The sequence below is a fragment of the Geopseudomonas sagittaria genome, from assembly GCF_900115715.1.
GTDB lineage: Bacteria > Pseudomonadota > Gammaproteobacteria > Pseudomonadales > Pseudomonadaceae > Geopseudomonas > Geopseudomonas sagittaria.
Genome location: NZ_FOXM01000015.1, coordinates 48,422 through 73,605, shown reverse-complemented (window position 1 = coordinate 73,605; position 25,184 = coordinate 48,422). Strand labels below are relative to the sequence as shown.

Here is a 25,184-nt window from a genome sequence, read left to right as displayed (position 1 = left end):
GTGGCTGGTGCTGGTCGACGCCTCGGCCTCGACCCGCCGCCACGGCGCCCTGCGCCGCGCCAAGGGCCTGCTCGCCGAGCTGCTCGAGCAGGCGCGCCATCAGCGCGTGAGCCTGGCGCTGCTGCAGGCCGATGGCGCCAAACCGCGCTGGTTCTGCCGCGGTCAGCGTGCCCCGCAGGCCGCCCGCCGTTGGCTGGAGCAACTCGGCGCCGGCGGCGGCACGCCGTTGCCGGCCGCGCTGGCCGAAGCCGGCGGCTGGCTGCAGCGCCGCCGCCGCACGCATCCCGGCGAGCGCCAGCAGTTCTGGCTGCTCACCGATGGCCGCCTGCGCGAGCTGCCGAGGCTTGAGCCGCTGTCATGCCCGGCGCTGCTGATCGACATCGAGAGCGGTCCGCTGCGTCTGGGGCGGGCCAGGGCGCTGGCCGCGGCGCTGGGTGCCGAGTACCGGCATATCGACGCGCTGCCGCTGGCCTGAACGGGAGGACGCGCACACCGAAAAACCTGCAGCAGGCAACAACCGTGGCGTATTGCGCCGCGGCCCCACTACCCATGCATCCCTCGGAGGGATTCAGATGCATATCGAACCCGGCGCGCTGAACGCCGCCAAAGTGCTCTACGGCCACGCGGCCGCCATCGCCACCTTGCTGATCTATGCCCCGCGCTGGATCACCCGTCTCGATCAGGTCGCCAAGACCCTGCTGGCCGCGGCGTTCTTCTCGCTGTTCATGCAGGTCTACCACGTGCCGGTCGGGGTCTCCGAGCTGCACTTCATCGGCGCCTCGGCGATCTACTTCATCTTCGGCTTCCTGCCCACCCTGTTCGGCTTCGCCATCGGCCTGCTGCTGCAGGGCCTGGTCTTCGACCCGCAGGACCTGGTGCACCTGGGCGTCAACTCGCTGTCGTTGATGCTGCCGCTGATCGCCGCCCACGGCCTGTTCGGCCGCCGCCTGTTCGACAGCGAGTCGCGCCGCCTGAGCTGGCAGGAAGTGGTACGCTTCGACGCCGTCTACTACGGCGGCGTGGTGGCCATGGTCGGCTTCTGGCTGGCCATCGGCGAGGAGCCGCTGCCGTTGGACAACTGGCTGCTGTTCGCCGCTTCCTACGCGCCGCTGGTGTTCTGCGAGCCGCTGATCACCTGCCTGGCCGTGCGCCTGCTCAAGCGCTGGCCGCAGTCCGCGCTGCTGCAGCGTCTGACCTGCGTCGATAGTCTGCGTCTGGCCTGATCGGCCGCTGTACGAGAAACGCCCGCTCCCCGGCAAAAGTGAGCGGGCGTTGCAGTGTTTCTCTGTCGGCTAGTGGTTGCACACCTTCTTTACGTAGGCATCCATGAACCAGTCAGGGACCTCTTCGACCTTGAACTCAAGGTCGGTCCCATCAGTCACTTCGGCAAGCAGCACCAAGTCGGCAGCGGAGTTATCGAAGATATAGGCCCGGTTTGACGCTGCAACCGCCGCCGGCAGAAGCTTGAGGCACCGGCCATAGCGCTGGACAATTTTCTGTGTAGGGACTGGGTGCCTACCTGACGCGACACGGTTCCTCACCCTGTTGATGTTGATCTCAGGGTCTTCAGTCGCCACAAAGTAGAGGTAGGTCCGGTATCCAAACTCTCTGGCCTTGAGCATGAAAGTGACTTTGTCATCGCTGGGCATCGCCGTTTCAAAGGTGAAAGACATCTGGACTTCGAGAAGTTTGTTGCGGATGAAGTCCGAGAACACGGAAGCAAAAAGGAGTTCATCGCGACCGCCTGGAAGTCCATGCCATTGCTGCTGAAGCCTATCTTGGCGGCCTCCTCACAAGCTGGGCGGACCTGACCAGTCGATGATCCCGAAGGAATCCGAGGGCTTCATCGCCCTCAACTTCCAGTTGGAATTCACAGAACTCCAGGCGTCCGTTCTCTTTGGCGGTCTTCTCGATTTCATCTGGGTTGATGTAGATGCTTATCAGGTGGGGAGGGATGGCACTTTTCATCGTGCTCTTACCGGAGCCATTTGGTCCGGCAAAGACCCTCAGCCGAGGGACAGTCATGAGCAACGTCGCACCTTGATGATGCCACCTGGGGTCACTTTATGCTTGGGCTTGGCCGCCCGAATGACCTTGTGCTTACCGTCGGCAGTGGTTTCAACAAGCATTCAGTTCACGACTTCCATCACACTGCTCCCGGCAGCCAGCGCGTTGATGTAGGCGGTATTGACGGCGCACTCGGCCATGGCTGGGATTTTATCCTCCAGTCGGCTCACCAGATCGTCACTCAACACTCGTTTGGCGTGCATGTTGTGCTCCATGTGGTCAGAGCGTGCAGAAACCTGCACTTAAGCAGCATCTTAGCTCTGCAAACTTGTTTGCAGCAGAGCGAACGCTACTTCTGACGATCCCATTTCTAGAGGCATGGCGCCTGGAATCATATTTTTCAAGAGTTTTTCAGGCCTGATGGTGGCTGGCGGCGCATGAAGGAAGCGCCTTCCCACATAGGGCCACGCAATTGTTCAACCCGAGCAATTCTCCTCATACCTGAGTAAACCGCCCGCTGCGAGCGATTCCAGCAACGCCGAGCCGCTGGCAAAAGCGCATTCCACCTCCGGCAACTCCGGTCTTCTCAGCACCAGCACCGGAATCCCCCGCTCGCGGGCGGCCTGGAGTTTGTGTTCGGTGGCCTGGCTGCCGCTGTTCTTGCTGACCAGCACGTCGCAGTCGATGCGTGCCATCAGCGCGCGTTCGTCGTCGAGGGCGAAGGGGCCGCGGGCGCCGAGGATTTCGGCGCGTGGCACCGGCGGCTGGGCGGTGAGGCAGCGCACGGTCCAGTGCTGGTGGGCGGGGATTTCGTGCAGATGCTGCAGCGGCTCGCGGCCGAGGGTGAACAGCGGGCGGCGGAAGGGGGCGAGGGCGGCGATCAGTTCCTGCCAGTTCTCCACCTCGCGCCAGTCGTCGCCGGGACCGGGTTGCCAGCCGGGGCGGCGCAGCGCCCAGCACGGAACGCCGGCGAGTTGCGCGGCGCGCGCGGCGTTGGCGCTGATCTGTGCGGCGTAGGGGTGGGTGGCGTCGATCAGTAGGCCGATGCCTTCATCCTCGATGAAGCGCGCTAGCCCCTCGGCGCCGCCGTAGCCGCCGACGCGTACCTGGCAGGGCAGGTCGCTTGGCACCTTGCCGAGGCCGGCGAGGCTGTAGATGGCGTCGCTTGGCAGCTGGCGGGCGATGGCCAGCGCCTCGCCGATGCCGCCGAGCAGCAGGATGCGTTTCACGGTGTGGCCTCCAGCGCCCGGCCGACGAAGCGGCCCTGACGGTCGATGGCGAAGACTTCCAGGCGCACCGCTGCCGGCACGATGCGCCGGGCGAAGGCCAGCGCCCGTGCGCACACCGCATCGCCCAGCGCCACGCCGGCGGCGCTGGCCAGGGCGAGGGCCTGCTGGCTGGTGTTGGCGTCGCGCATGGTTTGCTGCAGTTCGGCGTCGGCGCCCAGTTCGGCGGCCCAGCCGGCCAGCTGCGGCAGGTCGATGCTGGAATGGCGGCTGTGCAGGTCGAGGTGGCCGGCGGCCAGCTTGCTGATCTTGCCGAAGCCGCCGCACAGGCTCAGGTGCGCCACCGGCGCCTTGCGCAGGTGCTTGAGCACCGCGCCGGCGAAGTCGCCCATCTCGATCAGCGCGCTGTCGTCCAGGCCGTAGTGGCGGCGCATGGCGTCCTCGCTGGCGTTGCCGGTGCAGGCGGCCAGGTGCCGGATGCCGTTGGCGCGGGCGACGTCGATGCCCTGATGGATCGAGGCGATGTAGGCCGAGCAGGAGAACGGCCGGACGATGCCGCTGGTGCCGAGGATGGAGATGCCGCCGAGGATGCCCAGGCGCGGATTCATGGTTTTCAGCGCGATCTCGGCGCCGTTCTCCACGCCGATGCTCACCTCGAAGCCGCCGGCGTAGCCGCACTCGGCGGCCAGGGCGGTCAGGTGGCCGGTCATCATCTGCCGCGGCACCGGATTGATCGCCGGTTCGCCGACCGGCAGGACCAGGCCGGGGCGGGTGACGGTGCCGACGCCGGGACCGGCGTGGAAGCGCACGCCGGGCTGCTCGCTCAACGTTACGCGGGCGCAGATCAGCGCGCCGTGGGTGGCGTCCGGGTCGTCGCCGCCGTCCTTGAGGGTGCCGGCTTCGGCGCCGCCTTCGCACGAGCGGCAGAACTCCAGGCGCATGCTCACCTGCTTGCCCTTGGGCAGGGTGATCGCCACCGCGTCGCAGACTTCGCCGCCGAGCAGCAGGCGCGCGGCGGCCAGGCTGGTGGCGGTGGCGCAGCTGCCGGTGGTCAGGCCGGTGCGCAGCGGCGCCGGCTGTTCCGGGGTTTCCTCACGCATGGGTGGCATCGGCCTCGGCGGGTTTGCACACGCAGAGCAGGGTGATCGGCAGGGCCTGGCGCCAGGTGTCGAAGCTGCCCAGCGGGCGGGCCTGGGCGATGCCGATGCGCAGCAGCTCGCCGCCGTGGCGGGCATGCCAGTCGATCAGGCGAGCCTCGCTCTGCAGGGTCACCGCGTTGGCCAGCAGGCGGCCGCCGGGTTTGAGCCGCTGCCAGCAGGTTTCCAGCACGCCGGGCACGGTGACGCCGCCGCCGATGAATACTGCATCCGGCGCGGGCAGGCCGTCCAGCGCCGCCGGCGCGGCACCGGCGACCAGCTGCAGAGCGGGCACGCCGAGGGCGTCGCGGTTGTGGCGGATGTGTGCCTGGCGGTCTTCGTCGGCCTCGACGGCGATGGCGCGGCACTGCGGATGGGCGCGCAGCCACTCGATGCCGATCGAGCCGCAGCCGGCGCCGACGTCCCACAGCAGCTCGCCGGGCAGCGGCGCCAGGCGGGCGAGGGTGATGGCGCGCACGTCGCGCTTGGTCAGCTGGCCGTCGTGGCGGTAGGCCTCGTCGGGCAGGCCGCAGGTCGCGGGCAGCGGTCGGGCCGCGGCGTCGGTGCGGCAGTCGATGGCCAGCAGGTTGAGGTCGGCCACGCGCGGCGCCGTCCAGTCCGCGGCCAGGCCGTCCAGACGCCGCTCGGCGGGGCCGCCGAGGTGTTCCAGCACGCTCAGCCGGCTGGGGCCGAAGCTGCGTTCGCGCAGCAGCGCGGCGACCCGCGCCGGGCTGTCGCCGTCCTCGCTGAGCACCAGCAGGCGCGCGCCGGGGTGCAGGTGGCGGTTGAGCGCCGCCAGCGGGCGGGCCACCAGGGACAGCGTGGCGCAGTCCTGCAGTGCCCAGCCCAGGCGGGCGGCGGCCAGGCTCGGCGAGGAGGGCGCCGGCAGCACGTGCAGTTCGGCGGCCGGCAGCTCGCGGGCCAGGCTGGCGCCGACGCCGTAGAACATCGGATCGCCGCTGGCCAGCACGCACAGCGGCGCGCCGCGCCGCGCCAGCACCGGCTCCAGGCTGAACGGGCTGGACCAGGTGTGCCGCTCGCCGCGTATGCAGCGCGGCAGCAGGGCCAGCTGGCGCTCGGCGCCGACGATGTGCGCCGCGCCGAGCAAGGCGCGTCGCGCCGCCTTGCCCAGACCGGCGAAGCCGTCTTCGCCGATGCCCACTACGGTCAGCCAGGGCGTCATCGTTGTTCCTCGTGTGTGGTACCGGGCCCGCCACCCGCTTGCAGGGGCGAACTCATTCGCCACTACGGCAATGGCGGAAAAAGGCAGGCATAATAACGCGTTCGTCGGTGCCCGTTCAGGGCCGAAGAGGGAACACGGGACCAACCGTGGCTGCCCCCGCAACTGTAAGCAGCGAGTCCGTCATCACAGGCCACTGGGCAACCGGGAAGGCGATGACGGATGACGACCTGCCAGCCAGGAGACCTGCCGGCGAGACGAGTCGCGAGTGCCACCATCGGGCGGGGTGTACCGATGCTGCAAGCGCGCTCGCCTTCGGGCGGGCGTGGGATTCCGCATGCGTGCGGGGTCGGGCAGGGGGTCGCCGCGACGGACAACCGGGTGACTCTCGTTGAACCATTCGCATTGCGCGGCTGCGCCGCGTCCTTCCGCCTGTCCGGGCCTGCTGCGCATCGTCGCCGCCCGCGACGGCGGCATCTGCCGCATCAAACTGCCCGGCGGCAGTCTGAGCGTCGGTCAGGCGCGGGCCATCGCCGCTGCCGCCGAGGCCTGCGCCAGCGGCGTGCTGGAAGCCACCAATCGCGCCAACCTGCAGCTCCGTGGCGTGCGCCAGGGAGTGGAGAGCGAGCTGATCGAGCGCCTGCTGGACGCCGGCCTCGGCGCCGCCAGCACCGGTGGCGACGACGTGCGCAACCTGATGCTCAGCCCCGCCGCCGGCCACGATACGCAGGCGCTGCTGGATACTCGGCCGCTGGCCGCGCAGCTGCTCGCCCGTCTGGAAGGCGAGCCGCGCTGGCATGCGCTGTCGCCCAAGTTCGCCATCCAGCTCGACGGCGGCGAGCGCCTGGGCATGCTCGAACACCCCCACGACCTGTGGTTGGCGGCGATGCCGGCCGGCGATGGGCCGCGCTACGCCTTCGGCTTGGCCGGCTGCCCGCCGCTGCACGCCGATGAGGTGCCGGCGCTGGCCTCGGTACCGGCGCAGCAGGCGCTGCAGCTGGTGCTGGCCGTGCTGGAACTGTTCCTCGCTGCCGCCGCGCCCGAGCAGACACGCATGCGCCACCTGCTGCAGACGCTGCCGGCGCCGGCGATCCTCGAGCGCCTGCGCGAGCGCTGCCCGCAGCTCGACCTGCGCAGCGATGGCGAACTGGCCGCCTGGCGCCGCGCTCCGGCCGAGCCGCGGCAGCGTTTCGGCGTCCAGGCGCAGCGCGAAGCCGGACTGTGCCAGGTCGGCGCCCAGGCCGTGCTGGGCCGCCTGAGCGCCGGACAGCTGCGCGGCCTCGCCGCACTGGCCGAGCACCGCGGTGATGCCAGTCTGCGCCTGACGCCCTGGCAGGGCGTGCTGTTGCCGAATATCGCCAGCGCCGACGCCCCGAGTGTCCTGCATGGACTGGAAAGCCTCGGCCTGCTCAGCGACCGCGCCGCGCCGCTGGCCCGGTTGATCGCCTGCACCGGCAGCCACGGCTGCGCCCGCGCCCTGGCCGACACCAAGGGCGATGCGCTGCGTCTGGCCGGCCTGTTGCCGCTCGACACCGAGGCGTCGGCCATCCACCTGAGCGGCTGCCCGCGCAGCTGCGCCGCCGCGCACATCGCTTCCTTCACCCTGCTGGCCACCGGCCCGGCGCGCTACCAGCTGCTTGCGCGCGTCCCCGGTGCCAGCGGCTTCGGCCGCGTGCTGGCCGAACATCTGACCATCGAACAGGCCGCCGCCCGGCTGGCCTCGCCAACCTTTTGCCCGGAGTCCACCCCATGATCGACTACATCCGCGACGGCCAGGCGATCTACCGCCGGTCCTTCGCCACCATCCGTGCCGAGGCCAATCTCTTGGCGATTCCCGCCGATCTGGAAAAGCTCGCCGTGCGGGTGATCCACGCTTGTGGCATGGTCGACGTGGTAGACGACCTGCGCTTCTCGCCGGGCGCAGGTAGCGCCGGCCGCGCCGCCCTGGCCGCCGGCGCGCCGATCCTCTGCGATGCGCGGATGGTCGCCGAAGGCATCACCCGTGCTCGCCTGCCGGCCGACAACCGGGTGGTCTGCACCCTCAACGACCCCACGGTGCCGGAGCTGGCCAGCCAACTGGGCAACACCCGCTCGGCGGTGGCCCTGGAGCACTGGCGCGAGCACCTGGAGGGCAGCGTGGTGGTGATCGGCAATGCGCCCACCGCGCTGTTCTACCTGCTGGAGATGCTCGACGCCGGCGCGCCGAAGCCGGCGCTGATCCTCGGCTTCCCGGTCGGCTTCGTCGGCGCTGCGGAGTCCAAGGAGCTGCTCGCCGCCGACAGCCGCGGCGTGCCCTACGTCATCGTCCGCGGCCGGCGCGGCGGTAGCGCCATGGCCGCCGCGGCGGTCAACGCGCTGGCCACGGAGGTGGAATGATGAGCGGCAAGGGACGACTGCTGGGGCTGGGCGTGGGCCCGGGCGATCCGGAGCTGATCACCGTCAAGGCGCTGCGCCTGCTGCGCGGCGCGCCGGTGGTGGCCTATTTCGTCGCCAAGGCCAAGGCCAGCAAGGGGCAGGGCGGCAACGCCTTCGGCATCGTCGCGGAGCATCTGGACGAGGCGCAGCTGCGCATGCCGCTGGTCTACCCGGTGACCACCGAGAAGCTGGCGCCGCCGCTGAGCTACGAAGACGTGATCGCCGACTTCTACGACACCGCCGCCGAGCTGGTGGCCGCACACCTGGACGCCGGCCGCGACGTGGCGGTGATCTGTGAGGGCGATCCGTTCTTCTACGGCTCCTACATGTACCTGCACGACCGCCTGGCCGGCCGTTACCAGGCCGAGGTGGTGCCCGGCGTGTGCTCGATGCTCGGTGCCGCGGCGGTGATGGGCGCGCCGCTGGTGTATCGCAACCAGAGCTTGTCGGTGCTCTCCGGCGTGCTCTCCGAGGACGAGCTGCACGAGCGCCTGGCGCGCGCCGAGGCGGCGGTGGTGATGAAGCTCGGGCGCAATTTCGACAAGGTGCGCCGGGTGCTCGAACGCCTGGGCATGGCCGAGCGGGCCCTGTACATCGAACGCGCGACCATGGAACAGCAGCGCATCGTGCCGCTGGATGCGGTGGAGCCGATGGCCTCGCCGTACTTCTCCCTGATCCTGATCCCCGGCGAAAGGTGGCGAGGCTGATGCGCAACGTTCCGGCAATCGTGATTCTCGGCCCCGCCAGTCTGGCGACGGCGCGGCGCATCCAGGGCCTCTACCCGCAGGCGCCGGTCTACGGCCTGCAGGGCCGGGTGGCCGCCGACATCGCCTACGACGACTTCGGCGCCACCCTGCGCGAGCTGTACCAAAGCGGCACGCCGATCGTCGCCCTGTGCGCGGCCGGCATCGTCATCCGCAGCCTGGCCCCGGTGCTGGCCGACAAGGAACAGGAGCCGCCGGTGCTGGCGGTGGCCGAGGACGGTAGCGCGGTAGTGCCGCTGCTCGGCGGCCTGGGCGGGGTCAACCATATCGCCCGCGAAATCGCGGCCCTCTTCGGCATCGGTGCGGCGATCACCACCGCGGGCGAGCTGCGCTTCGGCACCTGTCTGCTCAACCCGCCGGACGGCTACGTGCTGGCCGACGTCGACCAGGGCAAGCGCTTCGTCGCCGACCTGCTGGCCGGGCAGGGCGTACAGGTGGACGGCGCCGCGCCCTGGCTGGCGCAGGCGCGCCTGCCGCTGCGTGCGGATGCCGAACGGCGCATCCGCGTCACCTGCGCGGCGGCCGGTGGCGACGAGGAATTGCTGATCCATCCACGCGCCCTGCTGGTGGCGCTCGATGGCGACAGCGCCGACCTTGCCGCGCGTGTGCGGTTTGTCCTGGCCGCACAGGGGCTGGCGCCGGCGGCGCTGGCTTGTCTGCTGGCCCCGCGCGGGGCGATGACCGACCGCGCGCTGGCCGATGCCGCCCAAACGCTCGGCGTGCCCCTGCGCTTCGCCGCGCGGCAGGCGGACGAGGGCGCAGCCGACTGGCTGCTCCGCCAACTGCCGCTGGAGCAGGTGCTTGAGGCGGACGGCCTGCTGATCGGCCGCGCCGCGCAGCCCATCGAAGTGGCGCGTCTGGGCCAGGCGCGCGGGCGTCTCAGCGTGGTCGGCCTCGGCCCCGGCGCCGCCGAGCTGATGGTGCCGGCGGTGCGCCGCGCACTGGATCAGGCCGAGGATATCCTTGGCTACGAAACCTACGTGAACATGGCCGGGCCGCTGCGGCCCGAGCAGGTGCGCCACTGCAGCGACAACCGCGAGGAGCTGCAGCGCGCCCGCCACGCCTTCGAGCTGGCCGCCGAAGGGCGGCGCGCGGTGGTGGTGTCCTCCGGCGATCCGGGGGTGTTCGCCATGGCCGCGGCGGTGCTGGAGGCGCTGGAGCAGAGCGACGATCCGGCCTGGCACGCGGTGGAGCTGGAAATCCTCCCCGGCGTGTCCGCCGCGCTGGCCACCGCCGCGCTGGCCGGTGCGCCGCTGGGCCACGACTTCTGCCTGTTGTCGCTGTCGGACAACCTCAAGCCCTGGGCGGTGATCGAGCAGCGCCTGGAGCATGCCGGCGCCGCCGATCTGGTGATGGCCTTCTACAACCCGATCTCGCGTGCCCGGCCCTGGCAGCTCGGCCGCGCCCTGGAGATCGTCGCCGGCCACCGCCGGCCGGAGACCCGCGTGCTGCTGGGCCGCGACATCGGCCGCCCCGGCGAGCGGCTGACCAGCCTGACCCTCGGCGAGCTGCGCCCGGAGATGGTCGACATGCGCACCCTGGTGATCGTCGGCTCCTCGACCACCCGCAGCTTCCCGCGCGCCGGCGGCGGCGAGTGGGTATACACGCCGCGCTGGTATCCGTGACATGGAAGACCCACGTGGACATAGGAAGGCCACATTCACCTCTGCCCCCACTGGGCTTCGACTACCGCAGAAAACCGGAGAATCAGCTTGGTCGATTTACGGCCACTGGCCAACTTTGTGGCCAACGGTGAGTCGCACTACGGGAGGGGATGCTGGGCATGATGGATATGCGCAGCGCCGCGGCCCAGTGCGGGATGGCATCGGGGTGGCGGATGTTGCGGTACTTCTTGCTGCGCGCCTCTTGGATGGCGTGCAGGTAGACCATGCAGGACACCACGATGCAGCGGCAGGCCTCCTCGTATAGCAACGAGGCCTTGAGCGTGTTGAAACTCTTTTCCTGCTGGCAATGACTGCGAGCAACCAACTGCGCCTGCCGAAGCTGCTGTCTACGGGTATATGTGTATGAGTCAGCTTACGAGGAGAGTGTTGAAAATGGATTTAAAGAGGAGTCGCGTTCTAAGGAAGCGCTGAAGTAATCGTCATTCCCGCGCAGGCGGGGATCCAAAAGGCTCTGAGCACCTGGGCACCCGTCTGCGCGGGAGTCCCAGGCGGGTGGCTTTCAGCGTTTCCCTAAAGCTTGATCCAAGTGGACATGAGCTCGGTGTACTTGTCGAAGGCATGCAGCGACTTGTCGCGGCCGTTGCCGGACTGCTTGAAGCCGCCGAACGGCGCGGTCATGTCGCCGCCGTTGTACTGGTTGATCCACACGCTGCTGGCGCGCAAAGCCTTGGCAGCCAGGTGGGTCTTGGACAGGTCGCGGGTCCATACCGCGGCGGCCAGGCCGTAGGGGCTGTCGTTGGCGATCTGCAGCGCCTCCTCGATGCCGTCAAGGGCATCACCGCCAGCACCGGGCCGAAGATTTTCTCGCGGGCGATCTTCATGGTGTTGTTCACACCGTCGAACAGGGTCGGCTCGACGTATACCCCACCACTTTACTCCAGCACGCGGCACCCGCCGAAGCTCAGGGTGGCGCCCTAGGCCTAACCGGCGGCGATGTAGTCAAGAACGCTGTCGAGGTGCTGGCGGTCGACCAACTCGCCGACCATGGTCGACGGATCCAGCGGGTGGCCCGGTCTCCAGGTCTTGATGGCCTCGACCACCATGGGCACTAAGCGCTCCTGGATCGAGCGCTCGACCAGAAAGTGGGGGCTATCGATGTGGATTGCGTTGCCACATCCAACTCAAGCTCGGAGTCACGATTCTGTGGGTGAACCGCTCTGAATTAAGAGCTTTTCGTTTCACAATCAAAGCTGACAGCGAAGATATTGAGCAGGCTCACACCCATGGTAGGTCGCAGTGGCTGCGGCAATAGCACGCTGCTGCGTTTGCCGCGGATGCTGACCTCGGCACCATAATCACTTCCTTGAGCGCTGGTTGCGACTACCCCAACCAGCGCATCTCACTTTGATTTCGTTACAAAACCAAAGGAGTGCACGTGACGCCATAGCTTGGGCGCCAGTGCACGCATATCGGAGTGGGAGTCAGTGGTGATGCTGGAGGACGTCGATCAGCACCGGCTAGGCGCGGGAAGACTGGTGTTGGCTTGACCATCAGAGGAACGCCAGTAACTGCTGGCGGTATTGTTGCGAAAAGCTGACCTGGTAGGTTGGGTCAGGTGCGAAATCCCCCATCGAAAGTGTATATCCTGCATCCTTCCCCGATCCCCGTTCAGACTCACCAGTGTCATCTGCATGCTCAGCAGCGGCCGTCTCGCCAGCAGCTATGTCCGACTCCATGGCATGCATTTGAACCTGGTTCATAACAGCCAAATCCTCTGGCAAATCATCAGCAATGCGCTGGGAGAATCGCTCTAGCGTCGGCTCGGCCAGCACGAACAGCCATGCTTGGTCGTCAGCCTTGCAAGTGCGCCGCAGCACTCGTCCCAGCACCTGCCGGTAGTGAAGCTCAGTACGGATGCGGCTGAGGTAGCAGCACACCTGCAAGCGGGGGATGTCGGTGCCCTCGCTGATCATCCCCACGGCGACGATCCAGCGGCAGTTACTGTGCCTGAACGCATTGATCACTTGCTGGGCATCCGGGATTTGGTTGGTTACTACGCGGCAATCTTCCCCCATGGCCTCCAGAGCCTGGGCAATCTGTTGGGCATGCTCGATATCTGTGGCGACCACCAGACCGGCCGCATCCGGCTTGAGCCGGCGAAGCTCATCCAGCTTGCCGCATCCCAAGCCGAGCAGTTGATCGATTACCGCGTCATGGCGCAGCAGCTCTTCGTAGGTGACGGGGGATTCCCCCAATAGCTTGGCGATGCTGGGAAACAGTCGGACGGTGCTCTCGGTATCCAGTTCCTCCGTGAGCTTCACCTTCTGGTTGTCGAGGAGGACGATACGGGGCGAGCGGCACACCCCGTCCGCTATGGCCTCCTTCAGGCCATAGCGATAGTCACGGATCAGGTGTCCCTCAGGAGACGAGTAGCGGGCTAGGGCAATGGCCCGGTCATCCGAGCGCCATGGCGTGCCGGACAGCGCCAGGGTGAATGCGGCGCGATCCTGTATCCGTTGGAGGATCTGCTGCCCCCAGGCGTTGCTCAGCAGCGGATCATGGCCGGCGCAGTGGTGGATCTCATCGAAGACGACGAATACGCGGTAGTCGTCGAGGAGCCGCCAGAACCCCTCGTCCCGATAATCCATGGCCTGATAGGTGTACGCGGCCCCCACAGCGCCGAGCAGACCGTCCAGACGCTTGCCGAGTACCGCCGCAAAGGTCGAGCGGAAACCGTCGACGACCTGGCACGACGGCGCGAAGCAGAGCACCAGATCGATCCTGTCCTGCTCCAACAGGCAGCGGGTCAGCTCTGCCGCCATGCGCGTTTTGCCGGCGCCGGGCGTTGCCTGGCAGAAGACGTGCGGCGTGGAAATGAAGTGCTCTAGCGCCGTGTCGATACAGCGGCGCTGCCAGTCTCGCAGGGATGACGTCATCGCGCAGAGGCAAGCGTCTTGAGCGTCTTCTCGACGGCGCGGAGGTGCCCCAGCAGGCGCGAGCTGCGATCTCTGGCCTCCAGGTAATCACCCTCGACCTTGTCGCGGAGATACGGCATTTCATCGAGGAGCTGCTTGTATCGCTCCGCTTCGCCCATCGCCGACAAGAAGTCCAGCCGGATTTCCTTGAGGAGCGTTTCCAGATGCTGCTCCGCATCGGGTGAAGGGTTGGGAGGTATGACGTCCTGATCGGGTACTGACGGCTCCCGCACTGACTCACAGGGAAACCGTCTTTGGGCAGAGCCTAGAGTGGCCATGGATCTACAGTCCAATACCAGTTTTTGCTGATTTCCATGCCAAGATTGCATACTTGAGGCCAGCGGACGTCATCAGGACGAGGCCCTAATTGCCCTTCTTTAACGCACATGCGCACTGCTATATTCCGCGTGTCTCAGGCGCACCGCCCCCTAGCTTGGTGAGTTTGCCCAGCAGGCACGGCGGATCGCCGAACTCGAGGAGTTGCTGAAGGAGCATTTGGAGGAGAGAAACCGGCGCCTCGCCTCGCTGGGGCAAGCGGTCAGCCAGGCCGGTCAGGACATCGGCGGTGCCTTCGATCATCTGCATGTCCGCGCCGGCAGCCTTGACCATGCCGACCCGTTGTCCCTGCGCCATCTCCAGGAGGAGATCGTCCGCCTGCGTCAGGCCGCGCTGCGCGAGCCCCTGCAGAAGGTCGACGCTGCCCTGCAACCGGTACAGCAATGGGCGGCGCAACTGCACAGCGACTACGGTCCACACATCGAATCGGTACGGGCACTGGGCGAGATGAGCAGAAAGGTGCGACGGCGCATCCTGCTGGTTGACGACGATGATTTCATGCACAAGATCGTCAGCCTGCAGTTGGATGACAACGAATACGAGCTGAACGTTGCCAGGGACGCGACCAAAGCTTTGCGTCTGTTGCGCAGCAGCGTTCCGGACTTGGTGCTGCTGGACATCATGATGCCGGGGATTGACGGCTTGGAGGCGCTTCGCCGCTTCCGCATGATGCCGTCGTTGGCAAGGACCCCCTTCATCATGCTGACCGGACGCAGCGAGGGACAGGTGGTTGTAGAAAGTCTCAGGGTCGGTGCCAACGACTTCATCGCCAAGCCCTTCGATCGCGCCACGTTGCTGGCCAAGATCGGTCGTTTTCTGTAAGCCGGAGCTGCTTGGACCGCCAGAACCTGACATCAGACGCCAACTGCGGTTGTAAGGGATGGATCAGGCCCTCTGAGACCGATGACCACCGCTGATCTCCGTACTGTCGGAAGTGAATAGGCCTTCGAGGAGCAGGACGGCTCCGCCCCCTGCCTCTGCACTTGGCGAAAACTAACCACGGTTAACCCCGCACGGACGAAAAAGAATATGCCTCAGGGAAAAATCGTACTGATGGATCTGGCCCGCGAGCTGGGCCAGTTGGGGGACTGGGCAGTAGATCTCCGGTCGGGGCACTTCACCAGTTCCCGGGAGGCGGCTGCCATCCTGGACATGCCCCATGACTGCGAACTGTCGAGCTGGGATGCAATCGCGCGCTTCTGCACGGACGATTATCGGGGCAGGCTGTCTGGCTCATGGCAGGAGTGCATACACAATGGCGCATTGCTGAACATGGCCGTTGAAGCCCTCACTCACAGCGGCCGACGTATCTGGCTGCGTATCGTGGCCCGCCCTCTGCTCGATGAGGCCGGAGAGATATCTGGAGTACAGGGAGCTCTGCAGGACATCACCCCCAGCAAGCTTGCAGAGCGCAAGCTGCTCGACAGCGAACAGGAGTTCCGCCGCTTCGCCGACAGCATGCCGCATGTGATCTGGACAGCTACTGCGGATGGCTGTCTCGACTATGTCAATGACGCCTATACCCGATACACGGGCCTTGCTCTCGATAAAACTGGGGAAAGCTGGATTTCAGCGCTGCACCCAGAAGATGTCGAGCGCTGCCTGGAGGAGTGGCAGCGGGCAGTCGAAAACGGCACGTCCTTTGCCATCGAATACCGGATATTCAATCAGGCGCTGGGGATGCATTGCTGGCACGCGGTCAGGGCCGAGCCGGTGCGCGACGCCCAAGGTACGCTCAGCAAGTGGTACGGAATTGCCACCGATATCCACGATCACAAGATTCTCAGCGAGAAATTCACTCAGCTCGGTGCACGTCTCAACGCCACCTTCGAGAGCATGAGCGAGGGCTTCTACATCCTCAGTCGCGACTGGAAGTTCACCTATCTGAACACTGCAGCCGAGTACTTCCTGCAGAGGAATGGGTCTGGACTGCTTGGAAAAGTCGTCTGGGAGGAATTCCCGCTCATTGCTGGCACTCCGCTGGAGAATGCCTTGAAGACAGCGGCGGACAGCCTGATGCCTTCGCGGTTGGAGTATTTCTACCCGCCACTGGAGTGCTGGTTCAGCGTCAACATCCATCCCAATGATGAAGGGGTTTCTGTCTTTTTCCAGGATATCTCTGAGCAGAAGGCGGCGGCCTTGTCGCTGGAGAGAACCAGTAGAGCCCTGCGACTGCTGAGTAGCTGCAATAGCGCACTGATTCGCTGCGAAAGCGAGGACGCTCTGCTGGATGAGATCTGTCGGATCGCGCTGGAAAACGGTGGTTATCAAGCGGCCTTCGTTGCCCTTCAGGACGACTCCCCCGCCAATGGACTGCGTCTGGCAGCCCATGCCTGTACAGCTATCGAAAGTGGTATCGATCCGTTCCAGGAGCACCGGAACATCAGTTCCAGTGAGGACTGCTGCCCCCTCCAACAGGCCATGCGCTGCGGCCAGCCGGTGCTAGTCGAGGATCTCGCCGATTACACCGCCTCGTGGAGGCTTCATATCAAGCAGTGTGGGCTCGTCAGCGGCGTGTGTCTGCCACTGCGAGATCGGAGAAAAACGCTCGGGGTCCTCACCTTTTGGCTGCGAGAGAAAGGTGCGACGCTCCAAGCCGACATCACGCTGCTCACGGAACTGGCCGATAACCTGGCTTACGGGATTGCCAGCTTGCGGGCAGAAGAACGGCATCGCCAGGAGCAGAACGCCATCGTCAAGTTGGCGGCCTCGACCTCAGCCAGTTCCGGTAGAGCCTTCTTCGAGCAACTGGCCCGCAACATGGGTGAGGCCTTGGGAGCGCACGCCAGCTTCGTAGCTCGCATCCTTCCTGAAACGCCGCCGAGAGCGCGTACCCTCGCTGCGGTGGTAGACGGCCAGAACATCGAAAACTTCGATTACCTGATCAAGGGTTCTCCTTGCGAGCAACTAGCACACGGTGCGTTGTGTATCGTGCCTGACGACGTTGCTAGGCGCTTTCCGGCTTCGCCGTCACTGGCCGCTCTGGGCGCGCGTGCCTATGTTGGCCATCGCTTGGATAACGCCACAGGTGAACCTGTGGGATTTCTCTTCGTACTCTATCGTCGCCATCTGTCCAGAACGAACTTCATCACCTCCACCCTGAAGATTTTCGCGGATCGCGCCGCTGCAGAGCTTGAGCGCGAGCAAACTCAGGCCCGCTTGCGCGACCAGGCCTCGCTGCTGGACAAGGCCCATGATGCGATCATCGTGCATGACCTTGACCACCGGATTTCCTTCTGGAACCGCAGTGCCCAACGTCTGTACGGCTGGACGGATCGAGAGGCTCTGGGCCACTCGATCCCCGGGCTGATGAGCCACGACGATGCAGACTTCCGTCGAGCCTTCGAGCAGGCGCTGGAAAACGGGGAATGGGTGGGCGAGTACTTGTGCCGCCGCAAGGATGGCAGCGCACTGACGGTGGAAGCCAGCTGGACGCTGGTGCGCGATCAATATGGTGCACCGCAATCCATCTTTACTATCGAAACCGATATCAGTGCCCGCAAGAAAATGGAGAAGGAGCTTCTCCACCAGGCACGTCACGATATCCTGACCGGACTGCCCAATCGCGCCTATTTCTACGAACAGCTCGAGCAGGCCATGAAACGCAGCCGGCGGCGAGACTCGTGGCTCGGCCTGCTGTACTTCGATATCGACAAGTTCAAGCAGATCAACGACAACCACGGGCATGACATCGGCGACGAAGTGATCCGCACCTTCGTCGAGCGGATCAGGAGTGCAGTGCGCGAAGCCGATTTCATGAGCCGGTTGGGCGGTGACGAGTTCGTCCTGCTCCTCGAAGACCTCTCCGCTCCTGAATGTGCGGAGATCATTGCCGCCAAGCTGACCGCCGCCATGCAGGCGGAATTTGTCGTCAAGGGCTTGCACCTGCAGGTTTCCACCAGCATCGGTATCGCCCTGTACAAGCCTGACATGTCAGTCGACGAGCTGGTCAGACAGGCAGACCAAGCAATGTATCGGGCCAAACATGCGGGGCGGAACTGCTTTCGATACTGACGTCCTCAATGCTCAATCGTTAGGGAGGATCTGCCGTCGGGGGTGGGGATGGTCATATAAATTCATATTTATGCTGTAGGCCAAATCAGATCGATGTCGAGCGTGGTTATTTGAGGCATACTCTATCCAGACACTCAAAAGTTTCGCCTCCGAGTGTCAGGATAGGGTCATTTTTTGCATTGTTTGACGGGTGTCCGGCAGCTTGATAGGGTTCATCCATACACATTAACCCTGGAGGCGGCATGCACGGACAGCGTATCGGCTACATCCGGGTCAGCACCCTCGACCAGAACCCCGATCGCCAGCTCGACGGCGCCCAGGTGAGCAAGGTGTTCACCGACAAGGCCTCCGGCAAGGACACCCAGCGTCCCCAGCTCGACGCGCTGCTCGGCTACGTCCGCGAGGGTGACACCTTGGTGGTGCACAGCATGGATCGCCTTGCCCGCAACCTGGATAATCTGCGCCGCCTGGTGCAGCAGCTCACCGGTCGCGGTGTGCGGATTGAGTTCGTGAAGGAGGGGCTCACCTTCACCGGCGAGGATTCGCCGATGGCCAACCTGCTGCTGTCGGTGATGGGGGCCTTCGCCGAGTTCGAACGCGAGCTGATCCGCGAGCGGCAGCGCGAGGGGATCGCTCTGGCCAAGCAGCGCGGCGCCTACCGGGGCCGGAAGAGAGCCCTGACCAACGCCCAGGCCGCCGAGCTACGTCGTCGCGCCGAGGCCCGCGAGCCAAAGGCTGCCCTGGCCCGTGAGTTCGGGATCAGTCGGGCCACCCTCTATGAATACCTGCGCGCTGGCGAGTAGCCGGTCGCATCCTAATTTGATTTCGTTACAAAACCAAAGGAGATGACATGTCCAAACTTGCCGAATTTCGCCGCGCCGAGCGTGAGCTGCAGGAACAACTGGCCCTGCTGGAGAAGCTCCAGGGCGACAGTGGCCTCAAGCGCGAAATGGAGTTCGAAGACAAGCTGAAGGCACTGATGGCGGACTACGGCGTGGATCTGGCGAAGGTGGTCACCATCCTCGATCCGCAGCCTGTCGAGATTGAGTCGCCCGCGCCGGCTGTCGTGAAGACGCGCCGTCCTCGTCAGGTGAAGGTCTATGTTCAGCCGGTAACTGGCAAGCGCATCGAAACCAAAGGGGCGAACAATGCCCAGCTCAAGGCCTGGAAGGCTGAGTTCGGGGCTGAGGTGGTGGAGGGGTGGCGGCAGTAAACTTCTCACCGAGAAGAGAAGGGCGCCCACGGGCGCCCTTTGCTTTATCCGGGCAGATCCAGGCTCAGCATGTGGCCGTGCCAGTCTCCAATGTGCCACGCCTTCAGGATCGCTCCGCTCTCGAATAAGAAGTCGTAGCTAATCCCCCCGCACCACGAGTCCGACCCCATAAACTCGTCTGTAATCCGGCGTGAAGATTTTCCTAGGTTTTCCTCGAGCTCTGCGGCCACCGCGCTCACGCATGCGCACCAATTCACGTCCTTGCCGCCCAGAAGCGCTTGAGCAATATCTGAAGCGCCTAGCCCATCCGCACTGATTTTGATCTTGTCCATCGTGTTCCTCTGTATTCGACTCTCGACAGACCACTGATCTTGCCCAGCAGTCGTGGACACGGGTTTAAACGCTCATCAGGGGCTCGAAGGCCTCCGGGCTGATGTGCCCCAGCGTGCTGTGACACGATCACGTCGCTGGCGGTTGTAATCGGTTTCGACGTATTCAAACACGGTTTCACGCATATGGGCGAGGCCCTTGAATCGCTCGCCGCGGATGCACTCGACCTTCAGGCTGTGGAGGAAGCTCTCCGCACAAGCGTTGTCGTAGCCGTTGCTTTTGGCAGTCGTGCTGATGCCGAATCGCTCAGAGGTAGTGGAGAGGTGGCGTCAGCCCTGATGGCGGGTCTTGGTAGGGCAAAAGGATGAGTTTACCCCGCCAAGGCTTCTTGCCGAGTATCCGACTGCTAGGCTGGGCTCTGTGCAGATGGCTTGGAATGGTCCTCTCTTTGGCTGAGTTCAGTACGGATACGGGAGAACAGTTCATCCAACGTGAGCCTCTCATCCAGAAGCAGGTAGCAGTCGGCTAGGATCGTCAAGGGATGCACGCCCATGGCAGAGGCTATAGCGTCGAGCTTTTCAAGTGTCGGCCTTTTGGCGCCGCCCTCCAGCATGCTCAGGTAGGTCTGGCTGCTGACGCCTGCCAGGTCCTCTTGGCTGAGCTGCTTGGATTTCCTTGCCCGTCTCAGGGCCATGCCGAGCGCCGTCTTCAGCTCCATCTTTTTCATCATCCCCGGAAAAGAGATGATGAAGCCGTCTTGAACGTCGGATCGCCATTAACTATAGTTAATATTTTTACAGGAAAAGCCATGTTCATGACGTATCGACACGCGGAGCTGCCTCTGGGCACGCTTTTTGGTGACACCCGCGTGCAGCATTGGCAGTTCGTCGAGCAAGACGTCCACTGGCCGTGGTTTTACATAGAGTTCGTCCGGGAAGTGGGTGACGACAGGATAAGCAGCATGCTGATGATTCCATCAGTACCAGCGCTTCAGCGCTTGCTCGACGAGCAAGATGATCGCTCTTGGTTGGCACAGGCATTGCTGGTCACGCCGGGGCACTTGAATGGCAGTCAACGCTGGCTGATGGAACCCTTGGTGGAGGTGAGCGTGGCTTCAGATGAGAAAGACAACCAACTAGGCTATGTCTACAGGGTTGAAGGGGGGCGAAGCTACAGTACCCATCCCTATGCAAAGGATGCCGACCTGCAAACCTCTCACGTCATATTTTCCGCAGGCGAGCATCTTCGCAGCAGCTGAAGCGCGAGAGTTTTCATGGAAGAGCTGTGCCTCTATAGTGGAAATATAGATCGCTCAATTGTTGAGCAGAATCGATTTCTGGATCATTGCTTGGCGCATGGAAAGCAACTGACAATTTTTCTTGAGTCGGGGGTGCAGTTCATCGGTATCGTTCGCGAGCATGATCGAAAATCAATCCTGCTCAGTGGGCGAAGCCGGAACAAAGAGCCACGGATGATCCTCAAGAGCAGCGTTGCTTACATTAGAGCTGAAGAGAATCTCGAGCTTTTCCTGCCATACAGAGGGTTGGGGACCGCGCTGCAGAGGCGGAGGCGTAGGCGTTTGATACAGCTTAGGAGCCCAAGGGAAGGAGCATGACAGTGCGCTGACTGTTTTCCGGCAGGAGTATTTTGGTCGAGCTGAGCGGGATTGCAGGCAATCCGGACGCAGAAATAGGGCTGTCGGCTTTCTCAGGATGCACTCGCGCTGGCCTGTAGCATCGACCGCAGCTACATAGGGCGCATCGAGCGTGGTGAGGTGAACATCACCGTCGAGAAGCTGTACCGCATCGCCAGCCTGCTGAGCTGCGATCCAGCTTCCCTCCTGCCTCTAGTGTCAGAGTTACAGGGCTAGTCGATCCTGGAGCTCAGGAAAACCCAGGGCAGGCCATCTTCGCGCTGTTCCTCTACCTTCCCGGCCAGCAGCACCTCATCGGCGGCCGGGTAATGGCGTAACAGGCGACGCGCCTCAGTGCGCACCGCCTCAGGTAGCGCCTGGTCACGGGACAAGTCGACCAGAAACTCTCGGGTTTGAATAATTGCGCGGGTGCGCTCACTGGGCATCGTCATTCCGTTTTCCTTGCATAAATCTCATCTAGCTGAAGTGCTCTGCCTGGTCATTGGTGTATGGCGTCAGGCCGGCGGAGGGCCAGCCAGGGCCTTGCTCATCCAAGCGGGCATTTTGCAGGCCGCCAACTGCTTAAGTTCGGCCGACGTCAGCTCGCTCTTGATCTTCGTTACTGAAGTCGAATTCACGCCTTTCCTGCCCAAGTAGAAGAGCGCTACAAGGGCCAGCCCCACCTTGGTTCCGGCATGCTGCAACTTTTCTGGGGAAACATGCCGGAGCCGTATCGTCAGGGCTCCGATTCGAATCTCTCGACTTGAGCCGCTCGTATACAGCACAGGCTGTGTTTGCATCTGGGTGCTCAGATGAAATGCCCTTACAGCCTCCGCACCATGCACTTGGATCGTTTCGTGATTCTGCTTGGCGATCACCCGGATCACGGCCAAGGCGCTGGGTCGGACCCTGCCGACATACGGACTGATCTTCGGCCGCATGTAGATCCCGCGAGTGATCCGCTCCAGCTCGCCAGCGATCACCAGCCGGGCTATCGCCTTGCCGACAGCGGAGCGTGACCCCAGCCCTGCAAAACGTCGAGAGCTGAACGGTCGCCCTTTAGGCAGGTATTTCACCTGTTGCCAGATGGTGGAGGCTATGGGCATGGTGCATCCATGTGATCAGACAGTGTGCCACTCATGGGCATTAACCGATGCTACATGCCGTACCTGCCGATGTCGTCTCGCTTCCCAACCCTCCGGCTATGGTCAGCATCTTGTAGATCACCCTGGCGAACGCCCGGCTCTTGTCCACATTGTCGAGCAATTCCTCCGACAGCTTTCATGGTCGGTCATGGCATCGAGCTCGATGACATCCACGTCCTTGGGGAACAGGCCGTGCATCACTTGTTCGGCGGGTTGGCTGCTGACCTGAACCGCCACGTACTCCCAGGGCGGCTGTTGACTGGAGCGGAGGAGGGTTCATTTCAATTAGATGAACCAAACTCTGATCCGTCGAAGGCGGAGGTCTGAGAGTGATTTTCCGTTCACAGGGCGAGTCCGTGGTGGGGTTGAAACGCTGAGCTTATCCTTTGGAGATGCTCTGGAAGAGATGATGCGTTGGGTTCCGATGCATTTAACCCTCTGGGGCTGATTCAGACCCCCAGCATCTCGTTCAGCCCCACCTGGCGGCCGAATGCTTTTGGCGGCCGGGCAACGGCATCCCTGACCGCATCCTCATTGCCTATCAGGATGACTTGCACCTGTGCCCTGGTGACGGCGGTGTAGATGAAAGTTCGGTCCAGCAGCCGCGACTTGCGCACCGGCACGATCACTCGGCGGAACTGGCTGCCCTGGCTCTTGTGGACGGTGATGGCGTAGGCATGCTGCATCACATCCACATCGCCTTCGAGGATGTAATGATCAACGCCCTCGTAGATGGCGCGGCCCAGCGCGGCACGCATGTCCGGTCGTTCATCGTCGCCGAGGTTGACCTTGACCGGCTCGTCGAACACTTTAAGCAACCGGCCCAGACAGCCGTTTTGCAGGTTCCTCTGCCAATCATTGGCGGTGTAGAGCAATAGATCCCCCTCGCAGAAGCCCGTTGCTTCGACTTCGCCGGTTTCTTCGTTCATGGCCATCAATGGCCTGCCCGTACTCGCATAGCGGCCATGGCAGACACGGTTTAGGGTCTCTACACCGGCAAAGTGGCAGGAACGGGTGGCACCGAGAATCTGCGTATTGTCCCGGTCCAGTTCGTACAGCCTGAGCACGGTTGGGATGATCTGCTCGTCAGCACATGGCAAGAACACGACCTCACCGTTGACATCCGTGACGAATGCCGGCCATTGACCCGCGCGGATCGCCAGGGAAGCCGCAGGAATGGCCGACTCCTTGGATTGGCGCTTGACCTCGGTGAGCTGCGTGGACGGCATGCCCGGCAGGTCGCACAGCACATGCAGGACCAGACCCGCACCAATCGGGGGGAGCTGGTACGGGTCGCCGACCAGGATCAGGTGTGCGCCGGATGGCAACTTGCAGACCAGACGATGAAAGGTAACCAGGTCGAGCATCGAGGCCTCGTCGATGACGATGACCGGGGCTGGCCCCATCTCGTCGATACTGGCGTTGCGCAGGAAACCGGCAATAGTCGTGGCCGGCTGCTGCGTAGCCTCGATCATCCGGGCTGTGGCGCGGCCTGAGAGCGCCATTTGGAAGCGGGGACGACCTAGGGTGTCGAGGGCCCGGTACAGTGCCTTGAGTACCGTGGTTTTGCCGACACCGGCACCGCCAGTGATGATGCTGAAACGGTTCTCGAACGAAACCTTCACCGCCTGGCGCTGCGCGTCGTTCAGTGCGAACTCGGGGATGCCCAAGTGCAGACGCTCCTCGTGCTCGAAGCCTTCGATCAGGGCATCGATATCAGTCGGGAACAGTTGCTGCTGGGTTTCCGGGTTGCTTAGCAGCGCCAAGATGAACTCGGCGCACTGCCGCTCCATGATGTAGGTGCCTGGGGCATGCAGCATTAGCTCGCCATTAGCCGCCTCACGGCTGATGAACTGGCCTGTTGACTTGCCCAAGAGCAGAGCCTTGGCCAGGGCTGCTGATGGAGCTGAATAAGGCTTGACCAGCCTGCCGACCGTATCCTGAAGGTCATTCAGGGTGGCACAGGTGTGGCCTCGTTCGGCCACACGATACAGCGCCTCTTCCAGTGCGGCAGCCAGCCGCCGAGGGTCGTCCAGAGGAACACCGAACTTGTCTCGGGCAATGCCGTCCACGCGCGTCCAGCTACCCTCGAAACTCAGCAGCCGGTACGGGTCTTCGGTCAGGGCTGCAATGGTGTTCTTCTTGTGAAACCGGATGGCCTTGCGGGCGAGACCGAGCGGAATGTCGCGCTCCTGCACGAAGCGCAGGGTCTTGGCGTCGCCGTCCTCGGCCCACTTGTCGAATAGGCCGTCCCGCACTTGTTCGGACGGGATGATCGATCTGATCGCTCCGTGATCGCGGTTGTTGAGCACGTCATAGAGGCGCTCGCCTAAGGTGTCCCACAGTTTTGTAGCCTTGACCTCGCGGATACCCGTCACATGGTCAGCCAGCCACTGGATTACCTGGCAGCCGGAGGGACGAATCAGGCAAATATCCTGAGCCTCGACCTGGGTTTCCGTTACCGCGTAGGAACCGTGGGTACGCTGGATGCTGTGGGCTTCGCCGTAAACTTGATAGATACCACCAACGGCGATGTTCCCCGGTTCCGCGACGGCAGCGGGCACGTTGACGACCAGGGCGCTTGTTCGGTCGTTCAGGCCGGTCGCCAGGTCAACCCGGTGGCCGAAGGCAATGCAGCCGTGGCGGTTCTTCGAGCGGATGCGGGTCAGGCGGACGGTGGCGCTGACCAGATTCGGGGCCGGCGCACTCATCGGGGGAGCCGTCCGGTTTCTTCCATGAACGAGGCAAGCAGCTTGTAGCGCTCCAGCATCGCCTTGGCCTGGGCCAACTCGGTACGCAAGGCCGCATTCTCTTGTTCAAGCGAGTTCAGCCTCTGGCCGTCTTGGCGGCGCTGCTTGGCTTCCCGGTCACGCATCGGCTGCTCGGCATCAGCAGGGGCCTCAGTTAACGGGGGCAGGATGCCACCCTCTCGCAAGTTGCGCTCAAGAGCTTCCAGTGCGCTTTTGATGGAGGGGTTCTGCCCCAGTGCGCTTTTGCCAAAACCACATTCAGCTGCGATTTCGGAGCGATTTAGTTTGCCCCTGTGAACATATTCGCGAAAATCCTCGTCCGACCTCGAGGACGCCCAGGCGAGGAAGGCCGATAGGTTCTTTACGGCGATTTGTTGTCCGCTGGCCACGGTTTAGGCCTCCTTCAGCGAGTTTTTGTCAGGTTCGACTGTGGCG

General features: G+C 64.0%; 24 protein-coding genes, 5 pseudogenes and 1 riboswitch. Of the genes and pseudogenes, 13 read left to right on the top strand and 16 right to left on the bottom strand.

The annotated features are described in order from the left end of the window. The first annotated feature begins 7 nt into the window (after positions 1–7). Both BM297_RS16920 and BM297_RS16915 read left to right on the top strand, forming a co-directional pair. Positions 8–475 carry a vWA domain-containing protein gene (locus BM297_RS16920; RefSeq protein ID WP_342742292.1) on the top strand — a complete coding sequence of 156 codons (468 nt, stop codon included), beginning with the start codon at positions 8–10 and terminating at the stop codon, positions 473–475. A gap of 97 nt (positions 476–572) precedes the next feature. Beyond that, positions 573–1,223 carry an energy-coupling factor ABC transporter permease gene (locus BM297_RS16915; RefSeq protein ID WP_092433638.1) on the top strand — a complete coding sequence of 217 codons (651 nt, stop codon included), beginning with the start codon at positions 573–575 and terminating at the stop codon, positions 1,221–1,223. Between the two features lie 69 nt (positions 1,224–1,292). Here BM297_RS16915 and BM297_RS22180 read toward each other — a convergent pair whose 3' ends face one another. The 5 genes from BM297_RS22180 to cbiE all read right to left on the bottom strand — a co-directional run bounded on the left by BM297_RS22180 (position 1,293) and on the right by cbiE (position 5,552). Beyond that, positions 1,293–1,673 (bottom strand): ATPase, encoded by a 381-nt coding sequence (locus tag BM297_RS22180; protein WP_245768282.1) that lies wholly within the window; start codon positions 1,671–1,673, stop codon positions 1,293–1,295. 456 nt (positions 1,674–2,129) lie between these two features. Continuing rightward, a complete protein-coding gene (locus tag BM297_RS22175) occupies positions 2,130–2,270 on the bottom strand; it encodes a hypothetical protein (RefSeq protein ID WP_245768281.1) in 141 nt (46 codons plus the stop codon). Between the two features lie 213 nt (positions 2,271–2,483). After that, positions 2,484–3,236, bottom strand: a complete 753-nt coding sequence (locus BM297_RS16900) for a cobalt-precorrin-6A reductase (protein WP_092433635.1) — start codon at positions 3,234–3,236, stop codon at positions 2,484–2,486. Next, positions 3,233–4,333, bottom strand: coding sequence for a cobalt-precorrin-5B (C(1))-methyltransferase (locus BM297_RS16895; RefSeq protein WP_092433633.1), 1,101 nt, complete (start codon positions 4,331–4,333; stop codon positions 3,233–3,235). Before BM297_RS16895 ends, BM297_RS16900 begins: the two co-directional genes overlap by 4 nt. Beyond that, entirely contained in the window at positions 4,326–5,552 is a 1,227-nt protein-coding gene (cbiE, locus tag BM297_RS16890) for a precorrin-6y C5,15-methyltransferase (decarboxylating) subunit CbiE (RefSeq protein ID WP_092433630.1), read from the bottom strand. The genes BM297_RS16895 and cbiE overlap by 8 nt, the downstream gene beginning before the upstream one ends. Before the next feature lie 88 nt (positions 5,553–5,640). Further along, positions 5,641–5,817, top strand: a riboswitch (cobalamin riboswitch). 123 nt (positions 5,818–5,940) lie between these two features. On the opposite strand from cbiE, the gene cobG reads away from it, so the two are divergent. Genes cobG through cobJ form a run of 4 tightly spaced genes read left to right on the top strand, consistent with a single transcriptional unit; the run spans position 5,941 to position 10,353 of the window. Continuing rightward, positions 5,941–7,302, top strand: coding sequence for a precorrin-3B synthase (gene cobG, locus BM297_RS16885; protein ID WP_092433628.1), 1,362 nt, complete (start codon positions 5,941–5,943; stop codon positions 7,300–7,302). Further along, on the top strand, positions 7,299–7,925 hold the full coding sequence (locus BM297_RS16880; RefSeq protein WP_092433624.1) for a precorrin-8X methylmutase: 627 nt from the start codon (positions 7,299–7,301) through the stop codon (positions 7,923–7,925). The genes cobG and BM297_RS16880 overlap by 4 nt, the downstream gene beginning before the upstream one ends. Then, positions 7,922–8,671: a precorrin-2 C(20)-methyltransferase gene (locus BM297_RS16875; RefSeq protein WP_092433621.1), complete on the top strand. Its 750-nt coding sequence runs from the start codon at positions 7,922–7,924 to the stop codon at positions 8,669–8,671. The genes BM297_RS16880 and BM297_RS16875 overlap by 4 nt, the downstream gene beginning before the upstream one ends. Next, positions 8,671–10,353: a precorrin-3B C(17)-methyltransferase gene (cobJ, locus tag BM297_RS16870; RefSeq protein WP_092433617.1), complete on the top strand. Its 1,683-nt coding sequence runs from the start codon at positions 8,671–8,673 to the stop codon at positions 10,351–10,353. Before BM297_RS16875 ends, cobJ begins: the two co-directional genes overlap by 1 nt. A gap of 570 nt (positions 10,354–10,923) precedes the next feature. On the opposite strand, the pseudogene BM297_RS16860 reads toward cobJ, so the two are convergent. The 3 genes and pseudogenes from BM297_RS16860 to BM297_RS16850 form a co-directional block, all read right to left on the bottom strand. After that, a pseudogene (locus tag BM297_RS16860) lies at positions 10,924–11,492 on the bottom strand (aldehyde dehydrogenase family protein); the annotation flags it as partial. Positions 11,493–11,903: 411 nt separating this feature from the next. Beyond that, a complete protein-coding gene (locus tag BM297_RS16855) occupies positions 11,904–13,289 on the bottom strand; it encodes a DEAD/DEAH box helicase (protein WP_092433615.1) in 1,386 nt (461 codons plus the stop codon). Further along, positions 13,286–13,516, bottom strand: a pseudogene (locus BM297_RS16850) (hypothetical protein); the annotation flags it as partial. The pseudogene BM297_RS16850 and the gene BM297_RS16855, both read right to left, overlap by 4 nt. Positions 13,517–13,808: 292 nt before the next feature. Here BM297_RS16850 and BM297_RS21650 point away from each other — a divergent pair. The 4 genes from BM297_RS21650 to BM297_RS16825 all read left to right on the top strand — a co-directional run bounded on the left by BM297_RS21650 (position 13,809) and on the right by BM297_RS16825 (position 18,891). Further along, on the top strand, positions 13,809–14,486 hold the full coding sequence (locus tag BM297_RS21650) for a response regulator (RefSeq protein ID WP_139231077.1): 678 nt from the start codon (positions 13,809–13,811) through the stop codon (positions 14,484–14,486). Between the two features lie 231 nt (positions 14,487–14,717). Further along, positions 14,718–17,678, top strand: coding sequence for a diguanylate cyclase domain-containing protein (locus BM297_RS16835; RefSeq protein ID WP_175526680.1), 2,961 nt, complete (start codon positions 14,718–14,720; stop codon positions 17,676–17,678). A gap of 242 nt (positions 17,679–17,920) precedes the next feature. Continuing rightward, complete coding sequence (locus BM297_RS16830; protein WP_092433610.1) at positions 17,921–18,481, top strand: recombinase family protein; 561 nt, start codon at positions 17,921–17,923, stop codon at positions 18,479–18,481. A gap of 47 nt (positions 18,482–18,528) precedes the next feature. Next, positions 18,529–18,891 carry a histone-like nucleoid-structuring protein, MvaT/MvaU family gene (locus BM297_RS16825; protein WP_092433609.1) on the top strand — a complete coding sequence of 121 codons (363 nt, stop codon included), beginning with the start codon at positions 18,529–18,531 and terminating at the stop codon, positions 18,889–18,891. Between the two features lie 44 nt (positions 18,892–18,935). Here the strand turns inward: BM297_RS16825 and BM297_RS16820 are convergent, their stop codons facing one another. The 3 genes and pseudogenes from BM297_RS16820 to BM297_RS16810 all read right to left on the bottom strand — a co-directional run bounded on the left by BM297_RS16820 (position 18,936) and on the right by BM297_RS16810 (position 19,939). Then, complete coding sequence (locus tag BM297_RS16820; protein WP_092433607.1) at positions 18,936–19,223, bottom strand: hypothetical protein; 288 nt, start codon at positions 19,221–19,223, stop codon at positions 18,936–18,938. Positions 19,224–19,287: 64 nt separating this feature from the next. Next, positions 19,288–19,514, bottom strand: a pseudogene (locus BM297_RS16815) (IS3 family transposase); the annotation flags it as partial. A 113-nt stretch (positions 19,515–19,627) separates the two neighbouring features. Beyond that, a complete protein-coding gene (locus BM297_RS16810) occupies positions 19,628–19,939 on the bottom strand; it encodes a helix-turn-helix domain-containing protein (RefSeq protein WP_092433695.1) in 312 nt (103 codons plus the stop codon). A gap of 90 nt (positions 19,940–20,029) precedes the next feature. Between BM297_RS16810 and BM297_RS16805 the strand changes: the two genes are divergently transcribed. The 3 genes and pseudogenes from BM297_RS16805 to BM297_RS16795 all read left to right on the top strand — a co-directional run. Then, on the top strand, positions 20,030–20,479 hold the full coding sequence (locus tag BM297_RS16805) for a hypothetical protein (RefSeq protein ID WP_092433606.1): 450 nt from the start codon (positions 20,030–20,032) through the stop codon (positions 20,477–20,479). A gap of 15 nt (positions 20,480–20,494) precedes the next feature. Beyond that, the gene (locus BM297_RS22385) at positions 20,495–20,836 is read left to right on the top strand and encodes an RNA chaperone Hfq (RefSeq protein WP_092433604.1); all 342 of its coding nucleotides are present in this window, start codon (positions 20,495–20,497) and stop codon (positions 20,834–20,836) included. 81 nt (positions 20,837–20,917) lie between these two features. Further along, positions 20,918–21,091 (top strand): annotated as a pseudogene (locus tag BM297_RS16795) (helix-turn-helix domain-containing protein); the annotation flags it as partial. Here the strand turns inward: BM297_RS16795 and BM297_RS16790 are convergent. The 5 genes and pseudogenes from BM297_RS16790 to BM297_RS16770 all read right to left on the bottom strand — a co-directional run bounded on the left by BM297_RS16790 (position 21,088) and on the right by BM297_RS16770 (position 25,138). Continuing rightward, the gene (locus BM297_RS16790) at positions 21,088–21,306 is read right to left on the bottom strand and encodes a BPSL0761 family protein (RefSeq protein ID WP_092433602.1); all 219 of its coding nucleotides are present in this window, start codon (positions 21,304–21,306) and stop codon (positions 21,088–21,090) included. The pseudogene BM297_RS16795 and the gene BM297_RS16790 sit on opposite strands and share 4 nt — an antisense overlap. Before the next feature lie 63 nt (positions 21,307–21,369). Next, on the bottom strand, positions 21,370–21,960 hold the full coding sequence (locus BM297_RS16785) for a DUF6088 family protein (RefSeq protein WP_092433600.1): 591 nt from the start codon (positions 21,958–21,960) through the stop codon (positions 21,370–21,372). A gap of 40 nt (positions 21,961–22,000) precedes the next feature. Beyond that, positions 22,001–22,242 (bottom strand): annotated as a pseudogene (locus BM297_RS22170) (hypothetical protein); the annotation flags it as partial. Between the two features lie 206 nt (positions 22,243–22,448). Next, a complete protein-coding gene (locus BM297_RS16775) occupies positions 22,449–24,710 on the bottom strand; it encodes an AAA family ATPase (RefSeq protein WP_092433598.1) in 2,262 nt (753 codons plus the stop codon). Next, entirely contained in the window at positions 24,707–25,138 is a 432-nt protein-coding gene (locus BM297_RS16770) for a VPA1267 family protein (RefSeq protein WP_092433596.1), read from the bottom strand. The genes BM297_RS16775 and BM297_RS16770 overlap by 4 nt, the downstream gene beginning before the upstream one ends. Positions 25,139–25,184 lie beyond the last annotated feature (46 nt).